Consider the following 12,742-nt stretch of genomic DNA (forward strand, 5'->3'; position numbering starts at 1 on the left):
CTGTATTCCCTAATTAAAGTTAGGGTTTTCAGGTGCATTTAACCATAGAGAGTATTTGTTTCCCAATTTAGATAACGAACTTTTCCATAGTTCTGTCGGAGATTGGGAAAAAATATTCTTGGTATCTAATTTATTAGAAGCTATCCAAAAGTTGTCTTGAATCTCATTTTTTAATTGGTCGCAGTCCCAACCTGAATATCCTAGAAAAAAGCGAATATCATTCTTGTTAAGTATTCCTAGGGATAGAATGTTATTCAATTCTTCAAAATCTACTCCCCAATATAAATCATCTACAATATGAATACTATCAGGAATTAACTCTGGTTTAGTATGGATATAGAATATTCTGTTTTTTTGAACAGGACCTCCGTCATAAATAGTAAATGAGGCTTCCGTATTCGGTAAAAGATCTGATAAGGTTAGATCTAATGGTTTATTCAGAATAAAGCCAACAGAGCCATCCTGACTGTGTTCTGTTAATAGAATGACTGATCTTGAGAAAATAAGATCTGCGTTAAGGGCACTAGGCAATGAGATTAACTGATCTCCTCTTTGTATGGAAAGTGAATGAATCATATATATAAACTATCAGATAGATTTCATCTTCTAATATAATAAAAAAACCCCACTAAAATAAGTGAGGCTTTATATTTTCGAAAAAGTGTTAATATTACTATTAATATTATTTTTTCTTCTTGTTTACAGCGTTTTCTAATTCAGAACCAGCTTTAAATTTTACTACATTTTTAGCAGCAATTTTGATTGTTTTCCCAGTTTGAGGGTTTCTTCCTTCTCTAGCAGCTCTTTCAGATACTGACCAAGATCCAAAACCAACTAAAGAAATTTTTCCACCTTTACCTAAAGTAGTTTCAACATTTGATAAGAATGATTCTAATGCTTTTTTAGCAGCCACTTTGCTGATCTCTGCATCTTTAGCAATTGCATCAATTAATTCAGTTTTGTTCATAATAATTTTTTTTAAAGGTTAACTTTATTAACGTCCTTATACAAATTTAGGGTAATTCTGTAATAAAGCAAGTCTTTTGCATAAAAAAAAATAAAAATTTGATAAATCAAAGTGATTTAAAAGCTAAAATAAACTATAAATTCATTAAATGTTGATTTTTAGAGCTTTATAGAGCTATTAAGTCTTCGGTAAAAGTAACTCCATTGAGTAATTCATTGGCTTTCATAGGTTTTTTACCAGGGAATTGAAGTCTTAAAATATTGATAAAACCTTTTTCGACGGCAATTTTAAGTTCTTTTTTACTAGAAACTACTTTACCAATAGGGTAGTTGTGACTATCTTCCTCATAATTAGCTTCGTATATTTTAACTGTCCATTCATTACTTTTATCTTGAAAGAAACACCATGCTGTAGGGTATGGACTAAGCCCTCTAATAAGATTGTGTATTTGCTGACCTGTTTGTGTGAAGTCAATTTTAGTATTGTCCTTATTTAATTTATAAGCTGTTTTGGTTTCTTCTTTTGGTTGAGTAGTTGTAGTAACATTACTTTCTTTGATCAATTCAAGCGTTTCTAATACAGTAGAAGCTCCTAAGACCATGAGTCTGTCATGTAGTTCACCAGCATTCTCATTAGCTCCAATATTTAATTCCTTTTTAAGAATGATAGCTCCCGTATCTATTTTTTCGTCTATAAAGAATGTAGATACTCCAGTTGTTGTTTCTCCATTGATAATAGCCCAATTGATAGGAGCCGCTCCTCTATAATCTGGTAAAAGGGAAGCATGTAAATTAAAGGTTCCTAGTTCTGGCATTTTCCATACTACTTCAGGAAGCATTCTAAAGGCAACCACTACATTAAGGTTAGCATTATAACTTTTTAATTCTTCTAAAAACTGTTCGTCTTTTAAGTTTGTTGGTTGTAGTATTGGTAAATTTTTTTCTAAAGCATATTCTTTAACAGCTGAGTACTTAATCTTCTGTCCTCTACCAGCTGGTCTGTCAGGAGCAGTAATTACAGCTACTACGTTATAGTTATTTGTATATATAGCATCTAGAATCCCGACAGCAAAGTCTGGAGTTCCCATGAATACGATACGCAAGTCTTTCATATTACTAAATATTGATTTTCTAGGTTTATTTTTATTTTATTTTGTTCTTGTAGTACTTGTAGTGAATATATTATATCCTCTTTATCTATACCATGTTCTACTTCTAATTGTTGAATAGTGCTAGGTGTATGTAATAGAATTTTAAATATATTGTCAATAATAACACTACTAGTTTTATGTTTCTTTTTATTAGATATACATGTAGAACAAGTACCACAGTCATTTGTTTTCTCTTCATCAAAATACTTTAGCAGTATTTTGTTCTTACAAATATCTTCATTTTCAATATAAAATAAGAGAGATTTATATTGATTTATCTTTTGTTCGTTCTGTTGTTTAAGATATGGGAATGTACGGTATAGTACTCTGTCTTCTTCCCAAGCCTCATTGAATATCACTGTAAGATCGTTTTCTTCAGGAATGTAGTTGCATAAGTTTTGGTCATGACAGTCCTTTAAACAAGCGATAATGTTCTCTTGACTTTCGCCAGTATGTTGTTCTATTAGATGTAAATCTAAATCTTGTTCGTACTCGTGTATTCCTGTGTAAGTACGTAGTATGAAGTGAATGATGTTCTCGTAACTTTCATTGTCATACGTTATGTCTAGTATTTCACTACTAGGAGCAGTAAAGAGCAGTTTAGTTTTATTTTTACTGTTTTCTAATAGTCGAATTATACCTTGTCTATCTAAGAATTGTAGTGCGTTATAAGCTCTCCTATGTGGAAAGTTATTATGACTACAGAATTTATTGAAATTTAAACTGTAAGTACAGTTGTATCCCTCTCCATAAGCAATACTTAGAAAGTTATTGAGTTTTCGATAGATGCGTTTAAGAAACTCTTTGTCAAAGAGATTCGTTTCAAACATTTCACTGTTTTGCTTGATTTCTTGTGGAGTGACTAGCATAGTAGCAAATGCTTTATTACCATCTCGTCCTGCTCTTCCGGCTTCTTGGTAATAGTTCTCTATGTTTTCGGGTATCTGTATATGGATTACATTCTTTACATTTTTTTTGTCAATCCCCATTCCGAAAGCATTAGTCGCTACCATAATAGGTGTTTTTTCTTCTATCCAATCTTGCATTCTTTTCTTTTTTTCAATGATAGATAAGCCCCCATGAAAAAAAGTAGCTTTATAATTCATTTGATTTAATTGGTTAGAGAAGAAATAAGCTTCTTTTCTATTGCGAACATAGATGATTGTTGGTGCAGGATTTTTTTGTAATATGCGTAGAACCATGTTTAATTGGTTCTCTACCTTATATACACCGTATATTAGATTCTCTCTCAAAAAGCTTTTTGTGAATAGCTTTGGAGAATTAAGTTTAAGATTTGTGCAGATGTCTTCTATTACTTTTTTATTAGCAGATGCTGTCAGTGCAATAATAGGTACTTCAGGGAAAACATCACGTAATTTTCCTAATTCTAGATAAGCAGGTCTAAAGTCATGTCCCCATTGAGAGATACAATGGGCTTCATCAATGGCTATAATACTGATTTTAAGCTTTTCTATTCGTTCAAGAATCCAAGTCTGTTTTAATCGCTCAGGTGATATATATAGAAATTTATAGTTTCCATATAGGCAATTGTCAAATATGGCATCTATCTCATGCATTGGCGTACCTCCTATAATAGAAGTAGCCTTTATATTAAGTTTGTTAAGATTGTTGACTTGGTCTTCTATTAGAGCGATCAAGGGGGAAACTACTAAACATGTGCCTGGTAATAGAAGTGTAGGAATCTGAAAGCAGATACTTTTTCCTCCACCTGTAGGAAGTAAAGCAAAAGTATCATTCTTTGCTAGGACAGAATCTATAATGTCTTTCTGTGGCTCTCGAAAACTGTCGTAGTTCCAGTACTTTTGAAGAATTTCAATTGGTGTGGTCATGTGCTAACAGAAATATATGAAAATATGATAACGAATTTACAAAATTTGTTGTAAATAAAAGGGTTATAGTTTGAATACTATAACCCTTTTAACTCAAATATGATGATTTCTTAAATTCTGCTTAATATAAAATCAATTCTATTCTCAACTGTGTCTCTTGGAACTTCGATTAGATCGTAACCATAGTTTTTATATGTTGAGATAAGATGTTCGTGTATTTGACTTGCCTGTTCAAAATTCTCATAACGTTGTTCATCACTTTGATAAATTGATTCCCAAGGTGGTAATAAGAATATTTGGTGATAAAGATGTTGTTTACATGCTATATCAAAACTCTCAGGGTATTTGTCTCCTGTGTAATGCATATAAGCTAGTACATCAGGAATTCCTCTATCTATAAAAACAATATTCGCTGATTCTTTAACAGCATCTTTATGTTGCTCGATTCTTCCTTCTAAAAGTAATTGGCTGAATAATAGAGGTTCTGTTAAGAACAATTGATCAATACCTTTTTCTTGGGCTTTTTTCGTTACCGCACGAGATATTTCTGGATAGCAAACATATCCTTTGTTAGTAAGTTCGTTAATCAACGTAGTTTTACCAGAACCGGGTCCTCCTATGATTAAGATTATTTTTGTGTCCATTTTGCTGTAAATATCAAAGGTGCAAAAGTACAATAAAATGTGGTCTGCAAAAGAGTTTTAACTACATCTTTTGAAAATTATAGTGGTTAATTTGATTATATTTGCCTAATAAAAACGATATGGACGATAAGACAATAGAATTTTATAAAAGATTAAAAGAGCAATTAGAAGACGATAAAACGTGGCCAAGACCTTACCTTTATAAATTTATAGTGCCAGGTGAACCTGAGAAAATTGCCAGAGTAGAAGAAGCTTTTGATGGTTGTAATGCAGATATTCAAATTAAGAACTCTAGTACAGGTAAGTTTGCAAGTGTTTCTGTAAAACTTACAGTGAAGAATGCACAAGAAATCATTGATAAATACATTGCAGTTTCAACTATTGAAGGAATAGTTTCTTTATAATCCTTTTTTTACCTATTTTTAAATAAATTACTTGATTAGGAGTTATGTATAAATAACTTAATAAGTAATTACTCCAATATAACAGTATAGATAATATGAAATTTGATTCCAAAGAAGCAGTAACTCACTTAGATTATAATTCCTTAAGAAAACCATTGATAATACCAGAATATGGGCGTCATCTACATAGTTTGATAGACCATATTTGTAAAATCGAAGATAGAGAAGAGCGAAATAATGGCGCTAAGTATGCTATTAGTGTGATGGGGAGTATGAATCCGCACTTGCGTGATGTACCTGATTTTCAACATAAGTTATGGGATCAACTATTCATGATGTCTGAGTTTAAATTAGATGTTGATAGCCCATTTCCTATTGCAACACAAGAAACTATCTTTACAAAACCTGGTAAATTAGCCTATCCTCAGAATCACCCTAAATATAGATTTTATGGTAATAATATTACCTATATGATAAATAAGGCTATCGCTTGGGAAGATGGTGAGATGAAGGATGCCTTGATATTAGTGATCGCTAATCATATGAAGAAGAGTTATCTGAGTTGGAATAAAGAAACAGTGAAAGACGAAGTGATCTTTGAGCATCTATGTGAGCTGTCTAATGGAAAGATTAATTTATTTAAAAAAGAAGAAGAATTATCTACTACTGCTAACTTAATGCAGGTAAATAAGAAACAATCTAACAAAACGAATCACTCTAATAATCAGAAGAGTAATTCTAACAACAACAATAACAATAAGAAATATAAAAGTAATAACTATCATTCAAAAGGTAAGAAGTAATGAGTACATTTAAGATTGAAGGAGGTTTTAAACTACAAGGGGAGGTATATGCTCAGGGTGCTAAAAATGAGGCATTGCAGATTTTATGTGCTGTCTTATTAACACCAGAAAAAATTGTACTCTCTAATATACCGGATATCATTGATATAAATAAATTAATAGAGTTATTAGGCAAATTAGGAGTTAAAATTGAAAAGTTAGGTCCTAATAAGATGTCATTTCAAGCGGATGAGTTAGATTTAGATTATCTTATCTCAGATGACTTTAAGACAGATGGTAAAGCCTTAAGAGGATCTATTATGATGGTTGGGCCTTTATTAGCTCGTTTTGGAAAAGGATATATCCCAAAACCAGGAGGAGATAAGATAGGACGTAGAAGATTAGATACGCATTTCGATGGATTTATAAAATTAGGTGCTACATTTAGATATAATAGAGAAGAATATTTCTATGGAGTAGAAGCAGAGAAGTTAGTAGGTGCTGATATGTTGTTAGATGAAGCATCTGTAACAGGAACTGCTAATATACTAATGGCTTCTGTATTAGCAGAAGGAGTTACGACTATCTATAATGCAGCCTGTGAGCCATATATCCAACAACTGTGTAAGATGTTGAACTCTATGGGAGCTAAGATTCAAGGTGTTGGGTCTAACTTACTGACTATAGAAGGAGTGACAGCACTAAAAGGTTGTGAGCATACGATGTTACCAGATATGATAGAGATCGGTTCATGGATTGGGTTAGCAGCGATGACACAGAGTGAAATTACGATTAAGAACGTAGGTTGGGAGCATTTAGGTGTGATACCGAATACTTTTAGAAGACTTGGAATTACATTAGAGAAGCGTGGAGATGATATTTATATTCCAGCTCATACAGATGGATATGAAATCCAAAACTTTATAGATGGTTCTATACTTACTATAGCAGATGCGCCATGGCCAGGACTAACGCCTGATTTGTTAAGTGTTATCTTAGTAGTAGCGACACAAGCTAGAGGAGAGGTATTAATCCACCAAAAGATGTTTGAGAGTAGATTATTCTTTGTGGATAAGCTAATTGACATGGGAGCTAAGATCATTTTATGTGATCCGCATAGAGCTGTTATTATAGGACATGACTTTAAGTCTCAGTTAAAGGCTACTAAGATGTCTTCTCCAGATATTCGTGCAGGTATATCTTTATTGATAGCTGCTCTATCAGCTAAGGGAGTAAGCGAGATTCAGAATATAGAGCAAATAGATAGAGGATACGAAGCTATAGATGATAGACTACGTGCTCTAGGAGCTCATATAGAAAGAATAGAAGAATAGTATAAGAATATATTAAAAGGACTAAGTCAAGCTTAGTTCTTTTTTTTGTGCTTTTTTGTAGTATATCTCTCCATAGATAGTTCTTAGTTGTAATCCTAATATTGATTTAAAAGACTTTATAACAGTATCATTTAAAAGTAATACCATTAGGTATGAATACGTTAAAGTGAAAGCAGCAGTTAATACCTTAAACTAGTACAAGAGTTTTGATTTCAGTATTTAGGAATAAGATATAAGTGTATGGCTTGCACTTTATAGGGGTTTGCTAGGAGATTTCTAGGGGTTTTCCTGCCTAGAAGGTGTTTTTGTCGAAGAAATGTGCAAGAAACCTGCAAGCAATCTGCTAGTATACCAGAGCAAAATTCATTAACTACTCAATACACACTAAAAAGAATATACTTATATATGAATGTCGTTTTTTGATATTTTAATATTCGGCTTTTTGAAGCTGTGGTTATTCTATCTTTTGTGTAATTGTAGACAACTAAGAATTCACTAAACTAAGCTCGTAAAGTAAGGATCTACATTAATAACGAGAGTCGTTCTTGCTAAATATCAAATACTAATACAGCGTTATTATTTTTGGATTAAGTCAAGTACTTTAATACCGAATACAAAACCAAAATTCTTATAAGGTCCATTCGAAACAGTTTTAAAGAAGTCTATTCTAAAAGGTCTAAACTTTCCAAAACCAAAGTTATTTAAGCCTATACTATATTCTCCATACACATCTTTATCAGGAACATTCAGCATATGGTATCCTACTACGATAGAATATCGGGTCTTATTTAATAAAGGAATTTTATTCATGATATACCCTCTAAAGTCGTGTTCTAGGTGAAACTCAACATAAGATTTATTTGTACTATATTCATAGTAGGGTAGTAAGTTGAATTGTTTGTTATATACAGCAGTAGACCCTATAAAAGTTCTATTTCCATTGAAGTGTTTATAGTCAGTGAAGGCGATATCATTTTGTTCAAGGTATTTTCCTGCAGCTAGCCCTATGTATAAGTTTCCTATTTTACCGATATTATCATTGTACTGTGTTGCAAATGATACAAAAGTATAGTTATAATTACTAGTTGTAGCATTCAATGTCTTATCTAATGTAAGTGATATAATAGGATATTTAGAAGTAGGTAAATATTGTTTGTAATCTGGATAAGTGATTATTTTTTGGTCAAAGATTATGTTTAGCCCTAAGTTAAATTTAAAGATAGAATTATCTTTAAATGGTGCATTATCAAAATCCGTTGGGTCTAATGGGTTATTAGAAGTAAAGTCTTTTTGTGGTGCAAATGGTGGGCTGTTAAGACTATTATTTAATGCTCTTCTATGAGCATACTCTAATAAACCACTAAACTTAAATCTATTAAAAGCATATTGTTCATACTTGATTTGAAGGTAACTTTTCTGAAAATACTTTGCATAGTTTTTACCAAAATAAGCACTTGCAAATGAGTTAATAGGCGTTTTAATAGGATCATCTTGGTTAAACTGTAATATCGTACTACCACCAGATATAGTGATTGTATTATAGTCTATTTGATTAAAGATATGAGATGCATATCCAGATACTCTATATTTATTTTCGGAGATACCATAGTTGACGATTGTACCTAGTTTAGTTTGAGAGTAGTCGTCTTTTACTTTTACATAGTCTAAGCCTGTAGTAACATTGAATCCTTGTACCGCATTAAATGCGAATGTGGATAAAAGTCCACGATAGGTAATAGCCGAGTTTTTATAAGAGTTTAAATGTTGATATCCCTTGACTAACTTAAAAAGAGTGAAGTTATTAGTTCTATTATCTATAGAATCTAATGTTACCCTTGTTGCTTCTTGTATTTTTATTTCTTGTTCATTGAAAGTAGCCATCTCTTTTTTAGATAAAGGATATGGTCTATTCTTTTCCCAGTAACTTTCTGGCTGATGTAAGAAGTTATTAGAATATTGGATTAGTTCATTGCTGAATTGTGATTTATTAATAGAGTTGTCTGTTTGGTAATTTGTATAATGCGCTTTAAATGAACCAACATAGTCAAATACTAAGAATTTTCCTTTCAAATATAGGTTTTGACTTTCTTTAAGATATAGATTTAGTAATGGATTATGCTTATACTGTTGAGTTATTACGACTTGTTTTACATTCTTTAATCCAACATTTTCTCCATTCATAGCTGCATACAGTTCTGTAATTTGCCATTTATCACTAGTGATTTTTATTTTACCTTCCATGATAGGTTCTCTATCCCTTTTTGGGGTAAAACCTATTGTATATATATCATTTCCTAAAGAATCAGTGTCTTTTTTCAGTAATTTAAAATAGTAATATGTCTTAGCATAGGACATCAGAGGAGAGATTACATTAATCTGATTAGAAACGATTTTATCGTATAAATTAATATCACTATCTGTTGCTGTTAAGAAGAAAAGATCTTTTGCCTTTCCTATTTCATTGAAGGCGATAACTTTTTCTTTTCCATAATCTTCATTTAAAACTGTTTGTTGAGAAGATAACTCTCCTAGATAGATAAAGTTATTTACATCTGTTATATCAAGTGAGGGATCTAGGTCTTTTCTTTTTTGCCCTAAGAATGTTTCTCTTCCTGATGCAAGTTGAAGATTACCTTTAGAATAATAGTCAAGAGTATATTTCTCTAAGTTATTCGTTTTTTTATGCGTACTAGCTAGATCCATAATGAAGATGGCATATTCATCTTGTGGATTATCGTAAAAGATGTCTGTTTCTTCTAAAGGAGTAAGGACTAGCTCTAGTTTTTGTGCATTAGTTTTATTTGGAGTGTACTCTATCCTTCTAATTGTAAAATCCTCTTTTTGAGCATAGATATATTGACCTGGAATTATTTCTATCTGAAACTCTCCATTCTGGTTAGTGATAGTCTGTTTATCCGTTTTTTTTACAAATACTGTAGCATTCTCTATAGGATTACCATATAAGTCTATGACTTTACCATTTACAGTGTTGTCTTGTGCATAACTACCGTATATAGATAGTATCACAACGCATATAGAAGTAATATACTTAGAAAAAGAATGTTTCATTATAACTGTAAAGAAGCAATAGCTAAGTCGTAACTTTTTAGACCAAAGCCTAATATTACTCCATGTGATACTGGTGATATATAAGAATGTTTTCTAAAATCTTCTCTCTTATGTGTATTAGAGATATGTACTTCGATGACAGGTGCTGTTATACCTGAGATGGCATCAGCTATAGCGATAGAGGTATGCGTGTACGCTCCTGCATTTAAGATAATAGCATCATAGCTAAAACCTACTTCATGTATTTTATTAATTAGTTCTCCTTCTATATTAGACTGATAGTACTCGAGTTCTACTTCAGGATAATTAGCCTTTAATACTTCAAAGTAATCTTCAAAAGAGGTGTGACCATATACATCAGGTTCTCTTTTTCCTAGAAGATTCAGATTAGGACCATTTATAATTAATATTTTCATGTAGTTTAATTTACTTCTGACAAATATATTATTTAATACTTAATCAGTTGCTTAAAAAAAAAGTTAATGCTTCTTATGTGTGTTATATAGTGTTTTTATAAATAGTATTTCACACTTATAAGAATAGTGTTTAGTGTTGTTTTATGTGGTTTGTGCTGTTTATTATGTTAAAAATGGTTTTATATAGCTGGTGTTTTAGTATAAAATCGAATAATAATTGTTTTGTTATGGTTAAAAATAGTTATTTTAACTTATATTTATGAATTGTTTTTTATTTTATATTATCTTGTTTATTAGTGTTTTAGTGTGTTTTTTGTAGATTTTATGTTATCTAATTGTTATTTTATCATTAAAAATCACTTCGCTTTTGGTGATAGTCGCTACATTTGGATTGTTAATTAAAAATAGCTTAAAAACATGAAAAAACTAGTACTTTCATTAGTTGCAGTTGCAGCTTTCGGGTTCACTGCTAACGCACAAGAGACAGAAAAACCAACTTTCGGATTCCAAGAATCTAATGTATTCGTTGAAGGGGCTTTCCAAATTAATGATGTAACAGTTAAACCTAAGAATGGTGGATCTGATATCAAAACAACAGAATTTAACTTTACTCCAAAAGTAGGATATATGTTATCAGATAAATTCGCTGTTGGTGTTGAATTAGGATTTGGAAAACTTGGTTTAAATAGTTTTGAAGGATTTGATGGAATTGAGGATTTAAAAGGAGACCATGTTAATACAACATATGCAGGAGCATTTGGACGTTACTACTTTTTAGAAGTTGGAAGACGTTTTAAAACTTTTGCTGAAGTAGGTATTGGATATAATGAGGCAAAAATTAGAGGTGGAGTTGCTGATGTAAAAGCAACAGGTATTAAAACTGGAGTTACTGTTGGATTTAATTACTTTGTAACTGAGAAAATTGCTCTTGGATTTAATATGGGAGATATCTTCTTTTACGAGAATTACAATGTTAAGGCAGCTGGAACAAAAGTTGCAACAGTTTCAAATACTAAATCTAACTTAAACATTTTCAATAACTTCTTTGATAATGCTAAGTTTAGTTTAACTTACAAATTCTAATTAGAATAAAATCTTATTTGAATATAGAGAGCCTCTTTTTAGAGGCTCTTTTTTTGTTTGTATATTTGGGATATAAAAGAATGTACTATGGCTTCTGGGTATTGGGAAGGGTTTATTAAGATGTTTACTACTTATTTAAAGTTAGAGCGAGGACTCTCGCTTAATTCGATAGAAAGTTACGAATTAGATATTCGTAAGTTTATCGGGTATATAGAAGGGTATGATGAGCACGTCTTATTAGAGGCTATAGATGCAAGTGTGGTACAGGAGTTCTTGTATAGTATCGCTGATATAGTTGCACCTACCACCCAATCGCGTATAATATCAGGATTAAAGAATTTTTTTAATTACTTTATCTTAGAAGGTTATCTAAAGGTTTCCCCAGTAGAGTTGATAGAAACACCTAAGACAGGACGTAAATTACCTGATGTATTAAGTGTAGAAGAAATAGATATACTTATAGAGGCAATTGATCAATCTACTCCAGAAGGCTTTAGAAATAAAGTAATGTTAGAAGTATTGTACAGCTGTGGTTTACGTGTAAGTGAATTAGTAGGACTTAGGTTATCTGATCTCTTTTTTGAAGAAGGTTTTATACGTGTGATAGGTAAGGGGAGTAAGCATCGTTTTGTACCTATTGATCATAATAGTATGGAACTAATCGTATTGTATAATGATTCTATACGTTCTCATCAGGTAGTTAAGAAAGATAGTTCTGATATTTTATTTTTGAATAGAAGAGGAGGGCAATTGACCCGAGCTATGATATTTACTATTATTAAGCGATTAGCTGTAGAAGTAGGTTTAGAGAAGAATATTAGTCCACACACATTTAGACATTCTTTTGCTACGCATTTATTAGAGAATGGAGCTGATATTAGAGCTATTCAATTGATGCTAGGACATGAGTCTATCACTACAACAGAAATATACACACATATTAGTACAGAGCGTTTGAGGTCGGTATTAGAAGAATTTCATCCACGTGCTGGTAAGATATAAAAAAAGAGCTATTCATTTTGAATAGCTCTTTTTTTACGACT

12 protein-coding genes are annotated in these 12,742 nt (G+C 31.5%); 5 read left to right on the plus strand and 7 right to left on the minus strand.

Annotated elements, in window-relative coordinates:
* Positions 1-9 precede the first annotated feature (9 nt).
* The 5 genes from AABL87_RS05995 to AABL87_RS06015 form a co-directional block, all read right to left on the minus strand.
* Positions 10-576 carry a YqgE/AlgH family protein gene (locus AABL87_RS05995; protein ID WP_341277078.1) on the minus strand — a complete coding sequence of 189 codons (567 nt, stop codon included), beginning with the start codon at positions 574-576 and terminating at the stop codon, positions 10-12.
* A gap of 106 nt (positions 577-682) precedes the next feature.
* On the minus strand, positions 683-967 hold the full coding sequence (locus tag AABL87_RS06000) for an HU family DNA-binding protein (RefSeq protein ID WP_006257046.1): 285 nt from the start codon (positions 965-967) through the stop codon (positions 683-685).
* A gap of 166 nt (positions 968-1,133) precedes the next feature.
* Positions 1,134-2,078 carry a methionyl-tRNA formyltransferase gene (fmt, locus tag AABL87_RS06005; protein ID WP_006260704.1) on the minus strand — a complete coding sequence of 315 codons (945 nt, stop codon included), beginning with the start codon at positions 2,076-2,078 and terminating at the stop codon, positions 1,134-1,136.
* On the minus strand, positions 2,075-3,967 hold the full coding sequence (locus AABL87_RS06010; protein WP_341277079.1) for a RecQ family ATP-dependent DNA helicase: 1,893 nt from the start codon (positions 3,965-3,967) through the stop codon (positions 2,075-2,077). Before AABL87_RS06010 ends, fmt begins: the two co-directional genes overlap by 4 nt.
* 110 nt (positions 3,968-4,077) lie before the next feature.
* Entirely contained in the window at positions 4,078-4,611 is a 534-nt protein-coding gene (locus AABL87_RS06015; RefSeq protein ID WP_006257043.1) for an AAA family ATPase, read from the minus strand.
* 119 nt (positions 4,612-4,730) lie between these two features.
* Here AABL87_RS06015 and AABL87_RS06020 point away from each other — a divergent pair, with 119 nt between their 5' ends.
* From AABL87_RS06020 to murA, 3 genes are all read left to right on the plus strand, one after another.
* On the plus strand, positions 4,731-5,015 hold the full coding sequence (locus tag AABL87_RS06020; RefSeq protein ID WP_006260705.1) for a DUF493 family protein: 285 nt from the start codon (positions 4,731-4,733) through the stop codon (positions 5,013-5,015).
* A gap of 95 nt (positions 5,016-5,110) precedes the next feature.
* Positions 5,111-5,818: a DUF4290 domain-containing protein gene (locus AABL87_RS06025; protein ID WP_006257041.1), complete on the plus strand. Its 708-nt coding sequence runs from the start codon at positions 5,111-5,113 to the stop codon at positions 5,816-5,818.
* The gene (murA, locus tag AABL87_RS06030) at positions 5,818-7,131 is read left to right on the plus strand and encodes a UDP-N-acetylglucosamine 1-carboxyvinyltransferase (protein WP_006257040.1); all 1,314 of its coding nucleotides are present in this window, start codon (positions 5,818-5,820) and stop codon (positions 7,129-7,131) included. Before AABL87_RS06025 ends, murA begins: the two co-directional genes overlap by 1 nt.
* A 576-nt stretch (positions 7,132-7,707) precedes the next feature.
* On the opposite strand, the gene AABL87_RS06035 is transcribed toward murA, so the two are convergent.
* Both AABL87_RS06035 and aroQ read right to left on the minus strand, forming a co-directional pair.
* On the minus strand, positions 7,708-10,200 hold the full coding sequence (locus AABL87_RS06035) for a DUF5686 family protein (protein WP_006257038.1): 2,493 nt from the start codon (positions 10,198-10,200) through the stop codon (positions 7,708-7,710).
* Positions 10,200-10,616, minus strand: a complete 417-nt coding sequence (gene aroQ / locus AABL87_RS06040; RefSeq protein ID WP_006257037.1) for a type II 3-dehydroquinate dehydratase — start codon at positions 10,614-10,616, stop codon at positions 10,200-10,202. The genes AABL87_RS06035 and aroQ overlap by 1 nt, the downstream gene beginning before the upstream one ends.
* A gap of 417 nt (positions 10,617-11,033) precedes the next feature.
* On the opposite strand from aroQ, the gene AABL87_RS06045 reads away from it, so the two are divergent.
* Both AABL87_RS06045 and xerD read left to right on the plus strand, forming a co-directional pair.
* On the plus strand, positions 11,034-11,699 hold the full coding sequence (locus AABL87_RS06045; RefSeq protein WP_006257036.1) for an outer membrane beta-barrel protein: 666 nt from the start codon (positions 11,034-11,036) through the stop codon (positions 11,697-11,699).
* A gap of 87 nt (positions 11,700-11,786) precedes the next feature.
* The gene (xerD, locus tag AABL87_RS06050; protein WP_006257035.1) at positions 11,787-12,701 is read left to right on the plus strand and encodes a site-specific tyrosine recombinase XerD; all 915 of its coding nucleotides are present in this window, start codon (positions 11,787-11,789) and stop codon (positions 12,699-12,701) included.
* The last annotated feature ends 41 nt before the right edge of the window (positions 12,702-12,742 follow it).

The sequence above is a fragment of the Myroides sp. C4067 genome (genome assembly GCF_038039665.1).
Taxonomy (GTDB): domain Bacteria; phylum Bacteroidota; class Bacteroidia; order Flavobacteriales; family Flavobacteriaceae; genus Flavobacterium; species Flavobacterium odoratimimum.

Bases quoted from the DNA above. Each gene is read 5' to 3' on its own strand.
- AABL87_RS05995 (WP_341277078.1), bottom strand. From the start codon at position 576: ATGATTCATTCACTTTCCATACAAAGAGGAGATCAGTTAATCTCATTG.
- AABL87_RS06000 (WP_006257046.1), bottom strand. From the start codon at position 967: ATGAACAAAACTGAATTAATTGATGCAATTGCTAAAGATGCAGAGATC.
- fmt (WP_006260704.1), bottom strand. From the start codon at position 2,078: ATGAAAGACTTGCGTATCGTATTCATGGGAACTCCAGACTTTGCTGTC.
- AABL87_RS06010 (WP_341277079.1), bottom strand. From the start codon at position 3,967: ATGACCACACCAATTGAAATTCTTCAAAAGTACTGGAACTACGACAGT.
- AABL87_RS06015 (WP_006257043.1), bottom strand. From the start codon at position 4,611: ATGGACACAAAAATAATCTTAATCATAGGAGGACCCGGTTCTGGTAAA.
- AABL87_RS06020 (WP_006260705.1), top strand. From the start codon at position 4,731: ATGGACGATAAGACAATAGAATTTTATAAAAGATTAAAAGAGCAATTA.
- AABL87_RS06025 (WP_006257041.1), top strand. From the start codon at position 5,111: ATGAAATTTGATTCCAAAGAAGCAGTAACTCACTTAGATTATAATTCC.
- murA (WP_006257040.1), top strand. From the start codon at position 5,818: ATGAGTACATTTAAGATTGAAGGAGGTTTTAAACTACAAGGGGAGGTA.
- AABL87_RS06035 (WP_006257038.1), bottom strand. From the start codon at position 10,200: ATGAAACATTCTTTTTCTAAGTATATTACTTCTATATGCGTTGTGATA.
- aroQ (WP_006257037.1), bottom strand. From the start codon at position 10,616: ATGAAAATATTAATTATAAATGGTCCTAATCTGAATCTTCTAGGAAAA.
- AABL87_RS06045 (WP_006257036.1), top strand. From the start codon at position 11,034: ATGAAAAAACTAGTACTTTCATTAGTTGCAGTTGCAGCTTTCGGGTTC.
- xerD (WP_006257035.1), top strand. From the start codon at position 11,787: ATGGCTTCTGGGTATTGGGAAGGGTTTATTAAGATGTTTACTACTTAT.